Here is a 19,917-nt window from a genome sequence, read left to right as displayed (position 1 = left end):
AGGTAATATAGTATCACATATAGATAATTTCTCAATGTATCTTTCATCGGTTTCATAATATCTTTGAATAAAATTTTAAATATGGTAATAGATTGGAAAGGTGTAATGCCTGCAGTGACTACAAAATTCACCAAAGAGGATACACTAGACTTAAAAATGTTTGAAATTAATATCAATGCACAACTTGAAGCTGGAGTACACGGAATTATACTAGGCGGGACTTTGGGTGAGGCAAGTACATTGAGTGATGACGAAAAAAGAATTTTGGTTAGAACCACAGTTGATATCGTTAAAAACAAAGTTCCAGTTATTATTAATATTGCAGAACAAACTACAAAAGGTGCTATTGAAGCTGCAAAAAAAGCAAAAGAAGATGGAGCTAGTGGTTTGATGATGCTCCCACCAATGCGATATAAAGCAGGAGATCGAGAAACTGTAGTTTACTTTAAAGAGGTAGCTAAAAGTACTGATCTACCCATAATGATTTACAACAATCCTGTCGACTATAAGATAGAAGTCTCTTTGGATATGTTCGAAGAGCTATTAGCACTGGATAATATACAGGCAGTAAAAGAATCTACAAGAGATATTTCTAATATAACACGAATTAAAAATCGCTTTGGCAACAGGTTAAAAATTCTGAGTGGAGTAGACACATTAGCTCTCGAAAGTTTACTAATGGGTGCTGATGGTTGGGTTGCTGGATTAGTAGATGCTTTCCCAGAAGAAACTGTAGCTATTTATGAACTTCAAAAAGCAGGTCGAATTAAAGAAGCTATTGCTATTTATCGTTGGTTTTTACCCTTGTTGGAGTTAGACATAAACCCTAAATTAGTGCAAAATATAAAACTAGCAGAAGTAGCTACCGGAATCGGCACAGAACATGTACGTCCTCCCAGGTTACCACTTGTTGGAGATGAACGTAAAAAAGTATTGGAAATTATTGAAACTGGTTTAAAAACAAGGCCACAATTACCCGAATACAAAAACATTGAATTAATAGATTAATCTCTAAAATGATGTAATCAAAAATAATAGAGATGGCATCATTCTTTCATTAGAAATTGATCTATTTTCACATTAAATCATTTAGAATTATGATAACAGGTAAAAACTATATAGGAAATCAGCTCTCGGCTATAGGAAATAAAACCTACACAACTTTTAACCCTAAGCTAAATATTGAAAATGAACATACATTTTTTGAAGCTTCAGAAGAAGAAATCGAAAAATCCGTATCATTAGCTTCAGAAGCTTTTGAAATTTTCAGAAAGGTTTCTGGTGCTAAAAAGGCAGAATTTCTAAATGCAATTGCTGATGAGATTCTGGCTTTAGACGATCTTCTAATAGAAACATATAGGTCAGAAACTGGTTTACCAGAAGGAAGAGCAAAAGGTGAACGAGGTAGAACTATAGGGCAATTAAGGACTTTTGCCGATCTGGTAGCCGAGGGTTCATGGGTAGAAGCTTCTATAGATACTGCCGATTTAGATCGTAGCCCTATTCCTAAACAAGATATTCGTAAAATGCTGGTTCCTTTAGGACCTGTTGTTGTTTTTGGAGCAAGTAATTTTCCTTTAGCCTATTCTACAGCTGGAGGTGATACTGCTGCCGCATTTGCTGCAGGATGCCCTGTGATTGTAAAATCACACCCAATGCATGCAGGAACTGGAGAATTAGTATCTGCTGCAATTATCAAAGCTGCTATAAAAACAGGGATGCCAAATGGAGTATTCTCTAATCTTAATAGTTCAGGAATTGAAGTAGGTGTTCAATTAGTAGAACATCCTGCAGTAAAAGCAGTTGGTTTTACAGGAAGCATTAGAGGAGGTAGAGCACTATTTGATTTGGCTTCAAAACGACCAGAACCAATTCCGGTATTTGCAGAAATGGGAAGTATAAACCCTGTAGTCCTGTTACCCGAAGCAACAATTACCAAAGGAGTCGATTTAGCTAAAACCTATGCAAAATCAATAACAGTAGGAGCCGGACAGTTTTGTACAAACCCTGGTTTGCTTATCGGTATTAAAGGAGAAGCCTTAACTAATTTTATAACAGCACTTTCTGAAGAAATTGTAAAAATTGAACCTTCATGTATGTTGCATCCCAACATTATTGGAAATTTTGAAAGAAACAAAACAAATGCATTGCAACAAAATGGATTATCTGTCACCGCAGAGCTTGATAGTGATATTGCCGTGAATTATGCAAGACAAACAGTTACCACAGTAGAAGGAAAAACATTTTTAGAAAATACAACCTTACATCAAGAAGTATTTGGGCCATTCTCTATGGTTGTGCAATGTAAAGATGTTGAACAATTAGAAACTATAATCAATACCTTAGAAGGACAACTTACAGGAACCATTATAGCAGAAAACGAAGAAGCGCTACAATACAATACAGTTATTGATGCATTACAAAACAGGGTAGGAAGAATCATCTTTAATGGTGTTCCTACAGGAGTAGAAGTATGCCCTTCTATGTTACATGGTGGTCCATATCCTGCCTCAACAGATAGTAGATTTACAGCAGTTGGTATTCATTCTATTAAACGTTGGGTACGTCCATTTAGCTATCAAAGTTGGCCAAATAATTTATTACCAAACGAACTTAAGAATGAAAACTCTTTACGGATTTCAAGATTGGTTGATGGTAAGCATACAGATTCTAAAATCTGATTTTTTATAATCAATACTAAAAAAATTAATACCTGTTTAGAATGAAATTTTTTAAAATCATAGCAATTCTAATATTGCTTTTCTGTTTTAGTTGTAATGAACAAAAAGAGAAAGAGAAAGACCCATCAGCTTCATTACATCAAATTATTGCAGAAATTGAAGAAAGAAAAGGTTATGATGAAGATGTATACCCTCTAGGTCTCTTTACCAAAGAGTATTTCAAAAAAGAAGCTGATTTTGCACAAAAAAAGATAGAAGAACTAAATGGTATTGATGCTACACTACTCAAGGAGACTGATAAAATATCTCTTGAGTTATTAAAATTTACTTTGCAGAGAACTGTTGATTTTTATGAGTTCGAGGGGTATCTTAATCCTTTATTATCCGACTCTGGATTTCATAGTAATCTCAATTATATGGTTAGGCCATTTGCCAATTACAAGCAGGTCAAAAAATATCTGAACAAACTTAATGCAATCCCAGAATTTGTAGATCAGCATTTTATAAACTTACGGGGAGGTCTTGAAAAAGGAGTTTCTCAACCAAGAGTCATTTTTAAAGGATATGAATCAACATATAATGACCATATCGTTGATAGTGTTAAAAACAGTTATTTTTATTCTCCTTTTAAAAGTTTACCAGAGATTTTAACTCAAACTCAAAAGGATTCGGTACGTAATGCCGCGAAAGAAATAATTAAAAACAAGGTTATTCCACAGTTTAAAAGAATAAAAAAATTCTTTGAAACCGAATATTTACCTAAGACAAGAACAGCCATTGGTGTATCTCAAACTCCAAACGGCAAGGCTTACTACCAAAACAAGATAAATTTTTATACCACGAGTACTACATATACTGCAGACGAGATTCATAATATCGGATTAAAAGAAGTTGCCAGAATAAAAGCTCAAATGGAGATCATCATAAAAGAGCTTAATTTCCAGGGTAGTTTTGCAGATTTTTTTAAATTCCTTCGTACCGATGAGCAATTCTATGCAAAAACGCCTGAAGAACTGCTTATGATTGCCCGAGATATGGCTAAGCGAGCAGATGAACAGCTGCCTCGTTTTTTTAAGACATTACCCAGAAAACCATATGGAGTAGCCCCTGTACCAGATGCAATTGCTCCAAAATACACTAGTGGTCGATACGTAGGGACAGAAGCTAATAGCACAGACCCGGGGTATTATTGGGTGAACACGTATGATTTGCCTAGCAGAACATTATACACACTACCATCGCTTACTGTACATGAAGCTGTACCTGGGCATCATTTGCAAGGCAGTTTAAACAACGAATTAGGTGATAGTATACCACAGTTTAGAAAAGATTTATATCTATCTGCATATGGAGAAGGCTGGGGATTATATTCTGAGTTTCTGGCAGAGGAAATGGGGATGTATACTACACCTTATGAGCAATTTGGGAAACTAACCTATGAAATGTGGCGTGCATGTCGCTTAGTAGTAGATACAGGGATTCATGCCAAAGGATGGACACGTGAACAAGTTATCGATTTTATGTCTTCGAATACAGCATTATCATTACATGAAATACATACAGAAACCGATCGATATATTTCATGGCCAGGTCAGGCTTTGTCATATAAAATTGGTGAATTAAAAATTAGAGAACTGCGTAAAAAAGCTGAAACTGCATTGGGAAGTAAATTTGACATTCGCGAATTTCATGAAATAGTCCTTGAGCAGGGTACTGTTACGCTTTCAATTTTAGAAAACAGAATTAACACTTATATCGAAAAAACAAAAAATGGCTAGAACCACTTTCAAATGTATCGATGCTCATACTTGCGGAAACCCAGTGAGGGTTGTTACGACGGGCAGACCTGATCTAATTGGAAAAACGATGAGCGAAAAACGTCAGCATTTTCTTACAACATATGATTGGATAAGAAAAGGATTAATGTATGAGCCTCGAGGGCACGATATGATGAGTGGCAGTTTTTTATTCGAACCACACCACCCCGATAATGATTTTTCTATCCTATTTATAGAAACGTCTGGATGTCTGCCTATGTGTGGACATGGTACTATTGGAACCATCACCATAGCCATAGAAGAAGGTTTAATACAACCCAAAACCCCAGGGAAAATTAGAATGGAAGCTCCGGCTGGACTGGTAGAAATAGAATACCAGCAAACAAATAAAAAAGTAGATTGGGTAAAACTCAAAAATGTAAAATCATATCTGGCAGCAGAGGGTTTAACTATAGAATGCCCAGAATTGGGAGAACTCGTTTTTGATGTTGCCTATGGTGGAAATTTTTATGCTATTGTAGATCCTCAAAAAAACTTTAGCGGGGTTCATGATTTTACTGCAAGTAAGCTAATCCAATACTCTCAAGTGGTTCGGGAACGTATTAACAAAAAATACCCCAACGCATTTATCCACCCAGAAAATGATACGATCAGAGATGTAAGTCATATGCTTTGGACAGGAGATCCTATCAACCCAGATTCGTCGGGTAGAAATGCCGTTTTTTATGGAGATAAAGCTATTGACCGTTCTCCTTGCGGAACAGGAACCTCTGCAAGAATAGCACAATTATATGCTAAAGGAAAACTACAACAAGGAGAAGAATTTGTTCATGAAAGTTTTATTGGAAGTACATTCATAGGTAGAGTCGAAGAAGAAACAGAACTAGGTAACATAAAAGCTATCATTCCAAGTATTCAAGGATGGGCAAAAGTTTATGGATACAACACTATCATTATTGATGATGAAGATGATCCCTATGCACATGGGTTTCAGGTTATTTAGTCAATTCTAAATAAAACATAATAAAAAACTTAGTAAACATAACAGAATACCACGCTAAGCTAGTCTAAGTGTATACAATTATGAGTAAAGAAGTTATTATCATAGGAGGCGGAATCATAGGATTATGTTCTGCATATTATTTACATAAAGAAGGACATCATGTTACTATAATAGATCAATCTGCAATGGATTCTGGTGCTTCTTACGTTAATGCGGGCTATCTTTCTCCAAGTCATATTATCCCTCTTGCGGCACCTGGTGTAATGAAAAAAGGACTAAAATGGATGTTTAACCCCACTAGCCCATTATTTATAAAGCCTCGTCTCAATTCAGATTTTTTACGTTGGACATGGGCATTTAACAAGTCTTGCTCGGTAAAAAATGTAAATCAAGGTATTGCTGCCATTAAAGATATTGCAGTATTAGGTAGAGATTTGTATTCTGAAATCAGATCTGATGAAAATTTTTCGTTTCAGTTAGAAAAAAAGGGACTTTTAATGATCTGTCAAACCGAAAAAATGCTCGAAGAAGAAATTCATGTTGGTAAGATGGCAACCAAAGAAGGATTGCCCGTAAAAGAGCTTTCATTTGACGAATTAAAACAAATGGAACCCAATGTACAATTGCAAGCAAAAGGAGCAGTATTGTATGAATGTGATTGGCATACCACCCCACAAACCTTTATGGATGAAATGAAAGCTTTCCTTGAAGCTTCGGGGGTAACGATTCACAAAAATAAAAAGGTAGAAGATATTAGTATACAGAACAATAAAATTACTTCGATACATACTAAGAATACATCATACACAGCAGATGAGTTTGTATTAGCGGCAGGATCATGGTCAAATTTGTTAAGTAAAAAACTAGGAATCAAACTATTACTAGAAGCCGGAAAAGGATACCGTATAAATTCTGAAAGAGATTTAGGAATAACCATGCCGGCTATACTAACTGAAGCTAAAATTGCAGTAACCCCAATGCAGGGATTTACCAGATTTGCCGGTACTATGGAAATAGCGGGTATTAACCATAAGATTAATAAGGTAAGAGTTGAAACTATCGCAAACGCCACACAGCGATACTATCCCGATATTAAACTTTCTAATGCAGAAAAAGAGGCAGCTACATCTGGCCTTAGGCCTGTTTCTCCAGATGGGTTACCATATATCGGTAAATCTAATACTTGTAACAATCTTACTATTGCTACAGGGCATGCTATGATGGGCTGGACTATGGGAACCTCTACAGGGAAACTGGTTTCAGAAATTATTTCTGATCAAAAACCTTCTTTGAATCTAGAAGCTTATCATCCTGATCGTAAGTTTTAATCAAAGAAGTTTCAATAGTCAAAGAAGGTTTTTATTTTCTACAAATAATATTCGTAATAGATAATAAAATTTTATTATCTATTACATGAATGATTCACGCCATTTATAATACGAGATATTAAACTACCAACTGTACCGTCAACTCTAATAAAGTCTTCCTTATTTCCTCCCTTTATTCTGGCGATATTAGAATCGGTAAGTTTGGTTACATTAATTTTTTTTAATTCGAGTTTTACTTTTTTATTCGTTTTCATGATGAGTTAATTTGAACTTTGTTATAATGTAAATGTAACTAACAAACACTAATTGTTAGACATATCCCTTTATGTTCTGGGTAAGATTTATAAATATTTAGTGGTATTTATCAAGCATTGAAGCCCCATAACTCACTCACCACCATACTCTTTTATGTATTCAGCAGGATTACAACCATTTTTTTTATAAAATGCTTTAACAAAAGACTGAATATTATTAAATCCTACCTCTTTTGCCATAGATGTAACAGAATAATGTCTAAATTTTTTATCATTTTTTATTTGCTCTATACAATATTCAACACGTAAATCATTAATATAATTTGCGAAGTTTTTTTGCTTATCCATATTGATAATCCTGGATAAGTATGTCGAATTGGTTTTTAGTTTTTTGGCAACTATAGATAATGTTAAATCGTTTTTTAAAAAGACTTCATTTTTTTCAAACTCTTCTAAGTTTTTTAAAATATCGTCTCTTAATTCTGGTGCTAGTTCAACATCTTTTGTTTTCTGTGTTTTCTTTTTATTTAGATGTTCTGCATGTATTAATTTCTCTTGGTATACTTTTTCATAGTTTTTCTTTCTTTTTTTATAATAATAAAAATATCCTAGACTTATCAATACAATGATTACTCCTCCAAAAGCCCATAACTGATATATGGTTGTTTTACTATGATTTTTGATGCTATCTATTAATATTTCTTTGTCTTTAATAAGTTGTACATTATCATACTTTTTTTCAATATCTATATGTAACTTTTTATACTTTACAGAAAAACCACTATCTAGTTTTATCAGTTTTTCCATGATTCTTAATTGATTCGCTTTATCGTCTTCCTTTTTATAATGATCTATGAGCAACGTAAATGCTTCTCGGGTTTCTAAGATATAGTTAGAAACATGTACCGCAGAGTCTATTTTTTTTAAATATCCAATAGCTTCTTCTTCCTTTTCTAGTTGTAAAAGTGTTTTTCCTAAATATAAATAGGTAACAAGTACATTTGTATAGGGGCTTTTTTTGGATAGAGAAAGAGATTTATTTAAGCTATCCCGTGCTGTACTATATTCTTTTCTATAATAACTATTAATCCCATAAGATGAAAGTAACTCAGAATAAAAATGCGGAATATCTCCTGATAGAGTAGATGTAATCCCTTTTTTCAAATAGAAATGCGCAGTATCATATTTTTTAAATAAATTATAACTATCCGATAGCTTACAGAGAGTAGCTATATAATGTGATCTGAATTTATTAATAGTATCCTGAGTCGATAAGAGGTCTAAGTTTTTTTTATAGATTTCTAAAGATTCTTCATCTTTTCCTAAGATGGTCTTAAGTATTGCAATATTATGTGTTATAGCAATAATATGACCAATATTCTTATTGATCTCTGCATGTTTTTTTGAAATCAAATACGAGGTTAAAGCTTCATTGTACCGTTCTAGTTTTTGCAAAAGATAGCCTTTTAAAAGATAGCCCCTTGCTGGATAAAACTCATCTTTTACGCCTTTGGTAACATCAATCATAGAATCTGTGTATGCCAAAGCCACTTTTGGATTATTTATATTCATTTCAAAGAATATTTGATATCCATTTGCTATCTCAATACTATCCTTGTCTTTCTTTGCTCTGGTAAGATATGTATTCGATAATTTTTTTATAAAAACTGAATCTTTATAGTGTTTAATAAAGAGCGATCGTAATTCATCAAATGTTTTATGATTTAAAGAATCTGAAACTGAATATTGCTTTTCACTAATCTTGTTTTTTGTTATCATACCTACTCCTTTGTTCGGGAGAAAGATCAAGCTTATAAAAATTAAAATAATACGATAGATGCTCTTCAGTTTTATATTCAAAATGCCTAGTTAAAAGTTGTTAACAATATAAGGGATAACCATATAAATAGAGTATAATTTTAATAACAAATCATAAAATCTTCTTGAAAAAACAAACACTCTGATAAAAAGCATTTTGAAGCTAAAAACAATGGTTAAGATTTATAAATATACCTGTCAAGATTTATAAATCCTAAGTTACTCCTCTTGTTATAGTGTAGTTTTCGCCTTTATCTTTGTTTCAAATTAAAACAACAGACCTACACAAAATTTGATATAGATAATCAAAAAACATCCTCAATACAAAGCCTAAAAAACAAATCCTATTTAATAATTTATCAAACTAAAACTAACTCATTCATACTTATGAAAAAAATTATCTTTTTGGGTATACTACTATGTCTTACCCTAACCTCTCATGCTCAAAATATTCATATTCCCGATGCTAATTTTAAAAATGCTTTACTGGCATCATCAATAAATACCAATAATGACGTAAATATAAGTAAGCAAGAAGCAGAAAAAGCTGTATCCATAAAAGCTGTAAATAAGAATATTGAAAATCTTACCGGAATAGAGCACTTTATAAATCTAAAACACCTTACTATTCCTAAGAATAAGGTAACCTCTTTAAATCTAACAAAAAACACAAAACTACAATACTTGGATGTTAGCCAAAATCAGTTGACTAATCTAAATATATCCACATGTACACAATTAGAACGAATAGATGCTAATAATAACCAGTTAGCACAACTGGATGTATCTAAAAATGTGGAGTTATTTGAACTAAAAGTAATAAGTAATAAATTTAAAAGACTTAACATAGATCATAACGCTAGGTTATCAATACTTCATGCATGGAGCAACCAGTTGGTAGAATTAAGTATTACTAAAAACCTAAATTTAACAAGGTTATATGTATGGGGAAATCAATTAACAACATTAGATGTCTCTAAAAACACAAAATTAGATGAGTTAAATATCGGTAACAACTTACTAACATCTATAGATGCTTCTAAAAATACAGTGCTTACCCATTTAGATGTCCGAAATAGTTTACTAACTAATATAAATCTGCCAGTAACCTCAACATTGAAACGTATAAACGTTGAGAAAAACAAATTAGCATCTATAGATCTTACTGGGAATCCAAATCTAGAAAGATTAGATATAAGTTCTAATGCTTTGACAGAAATAAATCTTTCTCAAAATGTTAATCTGGTCAATTTAAACTGTTCAAAAAACAAGATAACTAGGCTAGATGCAAGAAATTGTAAAATTGTATATCTAGATGTGAACGATAATAGCGAGTTAAAAACCATGTTTTTAACACATCGTTACCTAAGTAAATATATTAAGGTCGAAAAATGTCCAAAACTAGAATTTATTTGCTTACACAAATACTATTCTGATACTGCCTACATACAAAATAGAGTTAATGCATTAGGTTATAATTGTGTTATCAGTAGTGATTGTAGCTTAGCTCCTACTTCTAAAATCATTAATTTTAATGATCCAAATTTTAAAGCTGGACTCGTATCAAAGTATGATATTGACAGTGATAATGAAATCTCTGAAGACGAAGCAGAAAAAGTTACTCATATCAATCTTGAAAATAGAAATATCACTGATATTACCGGGATTGAGCATTTTACAAATCTAAAGGTTCTTCTTCTTAAAAACAATCAAATTACTATTGCAAACCTTAATAAGAATGATCAATTAAACACGATAGATCTAGCCAATAATAAACTAATCTCTATTGACCTTAGAAATAAAGTTCTATTACGCTATCTTACTCTTGATAACAATCAATTATTGCAAATATCTCTAAACAGCAGTATAAATTTACAAGTACTACAATTGTCTAATAACCAAATAACCACATTAGATATTACATCAAATACTAATTTAGAAACTGTGGATGTTAGTAGAAACTTAATATCCAAAATTGATATTAGAAATTGTAAATCTGTAAATAAATTAAACATTAGCAACAATCCAAATTTAAGAGAAGCATATCTAACAGGAAATCACTCTTTTTACCAAAGTTACCAGCATTTCTCTGGCGTAGTTCATCATGCCAGACGTCTTTACTTAGATGGATGCCCAAAACTAAATTTTGTTTGTGTTAATTCGGTATCTTTTTTAAACGAGATTAACAGCTATATACGATTTACATTAGGTTATTCTACATGTAACGTCAATACTAGTTGTAAACCTACCAAAACAAGTGCTTTTGATAATCACTTTATACTTTCGCCAAATCCAGCAAGCAATTATTTAGCAATAACCCCAAAAGATCCTACAACTACAGGAAATGCAACTGTAACGATACTAAGACTTTCTGGAGAAATTGTAAAGAAAGTAGTCGTTAAATTTATCGTTGACCCTAGAGAAGAACTTATACGAGAAGATCCTTTTGCTGCTCCAATTCCAAAAGGTACAAATGATATATTAATGGGTCTTAATTCTGTTTTGATTGATGTTACAGGATTACCTGTTGGCCAGTACATTCTTCATCTTCAATCTAGCAAAGGATTATTAACCACTAAATTTATTAAAAACTAAATCGATACTACTTAAAGAAAAGAGGTTGTGTTATTAGCTATTATTTGTAAATGATCAGGAAAAGAGGTTGAGTTAGAAGTACAAATGCAATTTGTAAAAATGCCTGTCATATGATGAAGAATACATATTCACAACCTTTTTTTCTACAGATGGTATAGACTAATCATTTTTATATAGAGCAATGTTAAACGAGCAGACCTCACGAGCCATAGTATAAGCTTGTGAGGTCTGTTTTTTTATCTAAACTGGAAAACCTATAAAATTCCTGTTTGCTTTTTATAAAAAGCGTCTTGCTGTTTTTTCATCATTTCTCGAGCAATCTTTTTCTTATATGCATATAATTCCTCTTCTTCAGAAAGATCACCATATACTCTATCATTAATCGTATGATCTGTTTCTAATAGTACTTTTCGCTGATCTTCTTTCTGTGCAACCCATGTTTTTATTTCACTTTCTACATCTTCTAATTTAAAATCATACTCTCCTTTGGGTGAAAATAATTTTGCAAAAATAGGCGAGGTTTCTATTGCTAGGAATAATAAAAAGATAAAAAATGAAGGCAACCAGGGTAACTCATTTAAAGCACTCACTCGAGCCATTAATCCATCAAAATTATCAATAACAGGTTGTGATGTAGCCACTTGATCATCATATTCGGTAGCCAATTCTGTTTTTTGAATTTCTAAAGCAGTAACTTTCTCTGCATTCGCATTTTTCAATTCGGCTAATTCTGCCAAAGCTGCATCATGTTTCTCACGTTTTTCTTTATATACAGGCCCTTTTCCAATAATCTCTGTACCTTTTCTTCCTTCTGCCTCGGCAATATAGGTTTCATAAAGATCGTTAACCTCGGTTTCTTTGGTTGTTACTTCCTGTTTAAGTGTATTAATATCAGAATCAATTGCAGCAATAGCCGGAGTATATTGTGTTGCAATTTGCTCTTGATTAGCTAAAGTAAAATCATTCTTCTGTTCAAGCAAAACACGATCAATTTCTTTTTCAAAAATCTTTAGTTCTAATGGTTTAGAAATCACAACAGCTATTATAACGGCCAGAATAATTCTTGGTGAAGCTTGTAAGAGTTCATCCATAAAATTATCTTTCTTCTTAATAGTAGATACAATAAATCGATCCAGATTAAAGATCAATAGTCCCCAGATTAAGCCAAAGAAGATGGCTGCAAAATAAGTGTCAAATACGGTATATAAGGCATAACTAGCAGCAATAAAAGCCATTACTGCAGTAAAGAAAACTGTTGCTCCGATACCAGCATATTTATTCTGTTCTCCATCAGAACTATCTGCTAATATATCGGCATCTGCGCCGGAGCATAAAATAAAAAAACGTTTTAACATCATCTAAGGGTTTTTTGATTGATTATAAATATAACGCTGATTTATAGCGATATGTTGCACAAAAAAACTCCCTAAGGGGAGTTTTCGTTCTTAAAATTATCAGAAAATTGATCTGTTAATTATTCTCTTTTTGTGCTTTTTCCCGAGCTCTTTGTTGTTCTTTTCTGGCTTCTTGTATACGCTTTCGCGCTTCTTTTCTCTCTTTGATAGCTTCTTTTCTTACTACATTGCGAGCTCTTTTAACTTCGTCCATAGCTTTTCTACGAGCTTGTTCTGCCTGCCTTCTTGATTTCTCAACATTATCTCGTGCCATCACTCTTGCTTTCTCGGCTTGTTGCATAGCCAGTCTAGCTTCTTCTCGAGCCATTTTAGTATGGCTCATTACCTGTTTTTCGGCCTCAAACCTTGCTCTTTCAGCATTTCTCATTGCTTCTTCTCTTATCTTATACGATTGCTCCCGAGCCCTATTTGATTCTTCCATAGCAACTACTCTGGCTTTCTCAGCCTGTTCCATCGCCATTTCTCTTACTTCTTCTGCTTCATATCTTGATGCTTCTGCCCGCTCCATTGCCAAGGCTCTTTCTACTTCTACTTGTTCCATCAAGGTTTCTCTTTCACTTTCTGCGACTTCCATTGCAACCTCAACTTCTTGCATAGCAAGCTCTGCTTCTCTTTCAATTTCTTCATATTCTGCATGAGAATAAGAAGGTGCTTTAGGAAGCTTTGACACTTTTGGTGCCTTAAGTGGTTTTGGAGGCTTTGGAGCTTTTAATTTTTTATGTGCTTTAGGAGAAGGAGGAGGTCCAGGAACGACACTTGTTCTCATTTTTGGTGGTGCCGGAGGTGAAGGTGGAATAAGATCATGTCCATCTGGATTAGCTTTATACAACCTTGTTTTTCGGTATACCTTATTGAGTTTTTTGAGAAACTTATCATTCGTGTTTTCTAGTTTGACACTAAATTGAAACTCTGTTAACTCATGGTCTTTCCACTGTTTTGTAGCATTATCTATAACGGCAGCCACACCAGATAAATCAGTGGTAATTCCATTAATGTTAATTTGTTCTCCACTAACTCTAATCTTGATTTTTTTATCAGGGTGAGTTGGTGCTACGGTAGTGCTGATTGTAGTACTTTTTTGTTGAGCTACCATCTTATTGTTAAATAAAAGAATACAAGCAAAAAGAATTGGTAAAAATAGCAGCAACCGAGTTGCAGTCTTTGTTTTAGAAAATTGTTGTGACATCATAACGATTCGTTTTTTGGTTAATGAATAATTGATAGGGCTCGCTAACGCAGTTTGATGAGAACTGTTTGGATAATTAACGAGTAGATCCATATATTGATGTATTGAAAACTGTTGCTTCAATACTTTTTGATCAGCAAGAAATTCATGATTTAACTTAATTGATTTTTTTACCCAAAACCATATTGGATTGAACCAAAAAATCATCTGAAAAATCTCTACAAACAGAATATCTAGAGTATGCTTTTGTCGAACATGTGTTTTCTCATGTAATAATACTTCTTGTGGAATAGCATTTTTCTGAAACTCTTTTTTAGGAACAAATATGTAATGTAAAAATGTATGTGGAATAATCGAATTCGTAAGAAGTACATTAATGTGCGAGAACTCTTTCAGGTTCTCATTTCTTCTTACCTTCTTAATCAAATGATACATATTTTTTATAAACCTAACTGCAAAAATCAAAACACCTACCCCATAAATGATCCATACTATTACCGAAAGATAGTTTGATGATGTAGCTTCTACCTGCGGATTATCAGTTATAATCAAATGATCTACAGATTGTTGTAAGTTTTCTTGATTGTGTACTATATCTGTTTCATAAGTAATAGTAATTAAAGGGATCGTGTATGCAAAAATCAAACTAAAAAGAAGATAAAATCTTTTAAAATGATGCATATTTTCTCGTTCCAAAAACAGCCTGTAAAATGACCATAATAGAACTAAACAAAGAGATGATTTTATTATATATATAATCATTGCTTTTGTTTTTGAATTTGTTTATCTACTATCTTTTTAAGCTCTTCTAATTCTGTAGTAGATAAGTTGGTTTCTGACGTAAAAAATGATGCAAACTGCGATGCTGAATCATTAAAAAAATTCTTGATCAGTCCATTTACATGTTTAGAAAAATAATCTGTCTTTTTTACTAATGGATAATATTCTCTTGATTTTCCATATAACGTATAATTTACAAAACCTTTATCAATCATTCTTTTCAAGAGCGTAGCTACAGTAGTAGTCGCAGGCTTAGGCTCTGGAAAAGAGTCTAATAAATCCTTCATAAAGGCTTTATCTAATTTCCAGAGATATTGCATTAGTTGTTCTTCGGTTTTTGATAATTGCATTGCTCTACGTTATTAGAATTAACTCTACAAATGTAGAATAAAAATTTAGAATAACAAAAAAACCACCCTATAAAACATCATTATAACATTTATTTCACATTTAAAACATTGTCATGAAACGGGGAAATTTTAACTTTATAACATTAACCATTTAAATATATACTCAATGAAAAAAGTACTATCTTCATTGGTGATACTCTGTATCACCATGTGTTTGCATGCACAACACAATTACGACAATCAGAACACCATTTACAGCCTAAGTGGTAATGTAGGCGTTGGAGTGACTAATCCAGCAACCAAACTACATATCAACGGAGACATCAGAGGAAACCTAGCAGGAGGAGCACTGCGCATTAACGGAACCTATGGGTACATTGATGTTGGTCCTCTCAACAGTAGTTGGGCGCATATCTATACCGATATGCCAAAGTTTATTTTTAATAAAGATGTATACACTATTACAAATGCATTTTCTTCTTACAACAATGATCTAATCTTAAAAACCAAAGGAACTGAACGTTTAAGGATTAAAGATGAAAACGGATATATGGGTATCGGTATTTCTAATCCTCAAACTAGACTCCATATTAATGGAAGCATTAGAGGAAATCTTGCAGGAGGAGCATTACGAGTTAATGGAACTTTTGGATATATAGATGTTGGGCCTCTTAACAGTAGTTGGGCACATATCTATACCGATATGCCAAAGTTTATTTTTAACAAAGATGTATACACAACTACAAATGCATTTTCTTCTTATAATAACGATCTTATTTTAAAAACCAAAGGAGTCGAACGTTTAAGGATTATCGATACTGATGGAACTGTTGGTATAGGAACTACCAATACCAGAGGTTATAAACTTGCTGTAAATGGTAATATTAGAGCCAAAGAGGTTGTAGTAGAAGCTTCACCATGGCCTGACTATGTATTTCGTTCTGATTACAAATTACCTTCTTTAAATGAAGTAAAAAAACACATTAAAACTCAAGGGCATCTTCCCAATATACCGAGTGAAAAAGAAGTGTTAGAGAACGGTATTCAAGTAGGGAATATGCAAGCAAAATTACTCGAAAAGATAGAGGAATTAATGCTCTATACAATTCAACAGGATGAAGAGCTCAAAACTTTAAGAAAAACGATATCTACTCTTCAAAATAAAGTCGAAAATCTTAGCAAATAAAAATTCATTCGATAACTCTTAAAACCAAAACGATGAAAAAATTATCAAGTTTAATTCTATGTTTTTTTATAGCTGTACTTAACCTTACGGCTCAAGATCAAATTATTAATGGCAAACTTACTGTGACTAAGCAAATCAAATGGGGAAGCACAGGAGCTGTTCTAAATACAGACCAAGGTGCTTCTGTTGAACTAAGAGGCAATGGAGTTCCTTATTTTGATTTCTCTAATGACCCTACTACCGACTATGATATGAGGTTAATACTTAGGAATAACGACTTGCTTTCTTTTGAAGGAGGTGATATTAAAATGAGTAATAAACTATCTACAGGGCAAAGCATTAGTTGGGGAAATACCGGAGCCATTATAAATACAGATCAAGGGGCTTCTATTGAACTAAGAGGTAATGGAGTTCCTTATTTTGATTTCTCTAATGATCCTACTACCGACTATGACATGAGGCTTATTTTAAGAGATAATAACACTCTTGGAGTTTCTGGAGGAAATTTAGCCATTGATGGAGTCACAAAAACTAAAGAAGTTGTAGTAAAGCCCAATGTTTGGTCAGATTTTGTATTCAAATCTGATTATATACTACCGAGTTTAGAAGAAGTTGAACAGCATATAAAAACAAACGGACATCTAAAAGATATTCCTTCAGAAAAAGAAGTATTAAAAAAAGGAATTTCGATAGGAGAGATGAATGCAAAACTTCTTCAGAAAGTAGAAGAATTAACGCTTTACACTATTCAACAAGAAAAAGAAATCAAAAGATTAAAATCTATTGAGGAAAGATTAGATCAGCTTGAAAAGCTAATAGAATCTAAAAAATAAAAGTCTAATTAAACTTAATAAAATAACAGATGAAAAGAATATTAAACATTTTGTTACTAATCATAACAATTCAAACGACTTGCTACAGTCAGCAAACTGTTGATGATAAAATATACATCAATCAGTTAAACAATAAATATCCATCTTTAAATATTACAACTAGACAAGGTTTATTTAATGGAGGACACCCTCATTTGTATTTTTTAAATACGGGAGGAAATTCAACTACACCAACATCTACTCCGGCAAATAGACTATTAGGGACAATCATTTATTCTGGATTTGATGGACAATCAAACGTACAAATAGGACGAATAGCGGTTACTACAACAGGTGCCTTTACACCTGGCAATTATCCAGCTAGGATGAATTTTCAAATAGGAGGAACTAATACCTGTTGCGGCATCACTAGAATGACTATAGATGGAGAAACAGGAAATGTAGGAATAGGAACAACAAATACCGGATCGCATAGATTAGCTGTTGAAGGATCCATAGGAGCAAGAGAAATGGTTGTAGAAGCTGGGACTTGGTCTGATTTTGTTTTCTATGACGATTACAAATTACCTACTCTTCAAGAAGTTGAAAATCATATCAACCAAAAGGGACATTTACAGGATATTCCCAGCGCTTCAGAAGTACAAGAAAATGGAATTTTCTTAGGAGAAATGGATGCTAAGCTTCTTCAAAAAATAGAAGAACTTACCTTATATATTATCCAAATGAATAAGAGAATAGAGCTGTTAGAAAAGGAAAACCAACTACTAAAAAAATAACATGAAAACATTTTTAAAAAACCTAATAGTAGTAATAGCGTTATTAGCTATTTCGAAAATACAAGCACAGACATTTTGTTTTACGCCATCAGAAAGTTTTAATCAAAACGCATATGCCTCGGCATTAAGAAGTGCTAAAGTTGCTGATTCTTATTGTTTACGCTTATATGTACATGTCATTAGAAGAAGTAATGCAACAGGTGGCCAAAGTGTCGCACAAACCAATCAGGCAATTGATATCCTAAATCAAGATTTTAATCCTCATGGGGTTTCATTTGCTTGGGATAATGTTATCGACTACATCGACAATGATACCTACTATAGCAGTCCTACAACCGCAATATATAGTGTAAATAATCATACCGATGGGATCGATGTGTACATATTTGATGATGCTTCCAGTGCTGGAGGCAGAGCAAATGGTGTTGGAGAATCCTCAGAATTCTGGGTGTCCGGAAGTTATTGGAAAGCTCCCTTTGGATCATTAGTAAGATCTAGCGTTATTTCGCATGAGATGGGGCATGTATTATTTTTATGGCATACTCATCATGGAACTGTGAATGAAGGAGGAAGTGATACCGGACAATGTGCCGAATTGGTAAACGGATCCAACGGTACTACTTGTGGAGATTATGTAGCTGATACTCCGGCAGATCCTCATCTTAGATTTAATGTAAACCATCCGGCATGTACATGGACTTCTAGTGGTACTGATGCCAATGGAGACAGTTATAATCCCAATGAGCGAATCATTATGGCTTATACACATCCTGATTGCATGTCGCTTTTTACAGCTGGTCAAGGGCAACGTATACGTAATGCAATTGCAACGTTAACTCATCTTAAAAATGCTGTTGTAGATTGTGGTAATAATTGTCCAGAAAATTTAACGGTTACTCAAAACGTTCCATCTGGAACTACAGATATTCAAAAAGCTTCAAATACTTTGACAGCTACAAATACAATTGCTAATGGAGGAATTGCAACGTATACGGGTGGTCAAAAATTAGTACTTAAATCTGGTTTCAGAGCCAAAAATGGATCTCGTTTTACTGCAAAAATAGAGGATTGTAATACCAGTAGAACAGAAATAGCGATACATCCTGAAAAAGAGGTAGTTCTAGAAACTACGCAAACTTCTTCTGCTGTAGCAGGCAAAACTTTATTTAAATTACATCCTAACCCAGCGGATAATACATTTACTGTTTCCTTAGACGGTGTGTTATCAAAAGAAGAGGTTTCTATTAAAGTTTACAATACAATAGGAATACTACAAGTACACAAGAAAGTACTGTCTAGAAATTCAGAAATTAATGTAAATTCATTAGCAGAAGGACTTTATTATGTTATCGTTGACGATAATCAAGGTAAAATATATTCTAAAAAATTACTGATCAAACGATAACAAATTTATTTCTAAATAAAAAAGCGGGTGTGCAGTATTGGTAACTGACACCCGCTTCATATTATCTAATCTATAACCAGGTTTATTAGGTTATTTTTTTACAATCGTGTGTATTTCTGAAGCTCCTTTTGATGTTATTTTTACAAAATAATTTCCTTTTTCGGTTATTGCTCCTCCAAAAGGAAGTACCCCAGGATTTCTGTCATATTTTTTATGATAAATACGTCTTCCTAAAAGATCGTATACACTCATAGTAAACCTTTCTTTACCTAATTTTGTCAGGTCAATATTTGTAGTTTCGGTAAATGAATTAGGGTATACCTTAACCAAATTCTCTGCTTTTTCTGGACCTGCTGCCGCCGGCCTTTTGGTTGTAAGTCCTTGACCTGCATTAGTGTTATATGCATAATCCAATATAGTATATGATAATCCATCATTTGCTACAGTAGCATAAAACCATCCATAATGTGTATTGCCACTAATTTTAAAAGTAAATCCTATGTAGCCTGATTTACCATTCCAATTCGTA

General features: G+C 33.1%; 16 protein-coding genes. 10 read left to right on the top strand and 6 right to left on the bottom strand.

Annotated features, from left to right (window positions below; translation table 11 throughout):
• The first annotated feature begins 81 nt into the window (after nucleotides 1-81).
• From DG435_RS23160 to DG435_RS23140, 5 genes are all read left to right on the top strand, one after another.
• Nucleotides 82-1,008 carry a dihydrodipicolinate synthase family protein gene (locus DG435_RS23160; protein ID WP_106790652.1) on the top strand — a complete coding sequence of 309 codons (927 nt, stop codon included), beginning with the start codon at nucleotides 82-84 and terminating at the stop codon, nucleotides 1,006-1,008.
• A gap of 89 nt (nucleotides 1,009-1,097) precedes the next feature.
• On the top strand, nucleotides 1,098-2,681 hold the full coding sequence (locus DG435_RS23155; RefSeq protein WP_106790651.1) for an aldehyde dehydrogenase (NADP(+)): 1,584 nt from the start codon (nucleotides 1,098-1,100) through the stop codon (nucleotides 2,679-2,681).
• Between the two features lie 41 nt (nucleotides 2,682-2,722).
• Complete coding sequence (locus tag DG435_RS23150; RefSeq protein WP_106790650.1) at nucleotides 2,723-4,459, top strand: DUF885 family protein; 1,737 nt, start codon at nucleotides 2,723-2,725, stop codon at nucleotides 4,457-4,459.
• The gene (locus tag DG435_RS23145; RefSeq protein ID WP_106790649.1) at nucleotides 4,452-5,462 is read left to right on the top strand and encodes a 4-hydroxyproline epimerase; all 1,011 of its coding nucleotides are present in this window, start codon (nucleotides 4,452-4,454) and stop codon (nucleotides 5,460-5,462) included. The genes DG435_RS23150 and DG435_RS23145 overlap by 8 nt, the downstream gene beginning before the upstream one ends.
• 80 nt (nucleotides 5,463-5,542) lie before the next feature.
• Nucleotides 5,543-6,790: an FAD-binding oxidoreductase gene (locus DG435_RS23140; protein WP_106790648.1), complete on the top strand. Its 1,248-nt coding sequence runs from the start codon at nucleotides 5,543-5,545 to the stop codon at nucleotides 6,788-6,790.
• A gap of 74 nt (nucleotides 6,791-6,864) precedes the next feature.
• Here the strand turns inward: DG435_RS23140 and DG435_RS23135 are convergent, their stop codons facing one another.
• Together DG435_RS23135 and DG435_RS23130 are read right to left on the bottom strand one after the other, a co-directional pair.
• On the bottom strand, nucleotides 6,865-7,044 hold the full coding sequence (locus DG435_RS23135; protein WP_106790647.1) for a hypothetical protein: 180 nt from the start codon (nucleotides 7,042-7,044) through the stop codon (nucleotides 6,865-6,867).
• Nucleotides 7,045-7,176: 132 nt separating this feature from the next.
• Nucleotides 7,177-8,823: a helix-turn-helix domain-containing protein gene (locus DG435_RS23130; RefSeq protein WP_106790646.1), complete on the bottom strand. Its 1,647-nt coding sequence runs from the start codon at nucleotides 8,821-8,823 to the stop codon at nucleotides 7,177-7,179.
• A gap of 426 nt (nucleotides 8,824-9,249) precedes the next feature.
• Here DG435_RS23130 and DG435_RS23125 point away from each other — a divergent pair, with 426 nt between their 5' ends.
• On the top strand, nucleotides 9,250-11,457 hold the full coding sequence (locus tag DG435_RS23125) for a leucine-rich repeat domain-containing protein (protein ID WP_106790645.1): 2,208 nt from the start codon (nucleotides 9,250-9,252) through the stop codon (nucleotides 11,455-11,457).
• A 254-nt stretch (nucleotides 11,458-11,711) separates the two neighbouring features.
• Here the strand turns inward: DG435_RS23125 and DG435_RS23120 are convergent, their stop codons facing one another.
• The 3 genes from DG435_RS23120 to DG435_RS23110 form a co-directional block, all read right to left on the bottom strand.
• A complete protein-coding gene (locus DG435_RS23120) occupies nucleotides 11,712-12,812 on the bottom strand; it encodes a DUF4407 domain-containing protein (RefSeq protein WP_106790644.1) in 1,101 nt (366 codons plus the stop codon).
• A gap of 115 nt (nucleotides 12,813-12,927) precedes the next feature.
• Complete coding sequence (locus tag DG435_RS23115) at nucleotides 12,928-14,820, bottom strand: M56 family metallopeptidase (RefSeq protein ID WP_106790643.1); 1,893 nt, start codon at nucleotides 14,818-14,820, stop codon at nucleotides 12,928-12,930.
• Nucleotides 14,817-15,188 (bottom strand): BlaI/MecI/CopY family transcriptional regulator, encoded by a 372-nt coding sequence (locus tag DG435_RS23110; protein WP_024772519.1) that lies wholly within the window; start codon nucleotides 15,186-15,188, stop codon nucleotides 14,817-14,819. The genes DG435_RS23115 and DG435_RS23110 overlap by 4 nt, the downstream gene beginning before the upstream one ends.
• Nucleotides 15,189-15,354: 166 nt before the next feature.
• Between DG435_RS23110 and DG435_RS23105 the strand changes: the two genes are divergently transcribed.
• Genes DG435_RS23105 through DG435_RS23090 form a run of 4 tightly spaced genes read left to right on the top strand, consistent with a single transcriptional unit; the run spans nucleotide 15,355 to nucleotide 19,388 of the window.
• On the top strand, nucleotides 15,355-16,374 hold the full coding sequence (locus DG435_RS23105) for a hypothetical protein (RefSeq protein ID WP_108840679.1): 1,020 nt from the start codon (nucleotides 15,355-15,357) through the stop codon (nucleotides 16,372-16,374).
• 32 nt (nucleotides 16,375-16,406) lie between these two features.
• Complete coding sequence (locus tag DG435_RS23100; protein ID WP_106790641.1) at nucleotides 16,407-17,207, top strand: hypothetical protein; 801 nt, start codon at nucleotides 16,407-16,409, stop codon at nucleotides 17,205-17,207.
• A gap of 29 nt (nucleotides 17,208-17,236) precedes the next feature.
• Nucleotides 17,237-17,983 (top strand): hypothetical protein, encoded by a 747-nt coding sequence (locus DG435_RS23095; RefSeq protein ID WP_106790640.1) that lies wholly within the window; start codon nucleotides 17,237-17,239, stop codon nucleotides 17,981-17,983.
• A 1-nt stretch (nucleotide 17,984) separates the two neighbouring features.
• Nucleotides 17,985-19,388, top strand: coding sequence for a zinc-dependent metalloprotease (locus DG435_RS23090; protein WP_106790639.1), 1,404 nt, complete (start codon nucleotides 17,985-17,987; stop codon nucleotides 19,386-19,388).
• Between the two features lie 90 nt (nucleotides 19,389-19,478).
• On the opposite strand, the gene DG435_RS23085 is transcribed toward DG435_RS23090, so the two are convergent.
• Nucleotides 19,479-19,917: T9SS type A sorting domain-containing protein (locus tag DG435_RS23085; protein WP_159098272.1), on the bottom strand; the 439-nt coding region annotated here is incomplete at its 5' end.

This window comes from Aquimarina sp. Aq78 (assembly GCF_900299525.1).
Classification (GTDB): domain Bacteria; phylum Bacteroidota; class Bacteroidia; order Flavobacteriales; family Flavobacteriaceae; genus Aquimarina.
Note: the sequence above shows the minus strand (reverse complement) of the source record. Positions and strands in the feature narration are given on the sequence as shown.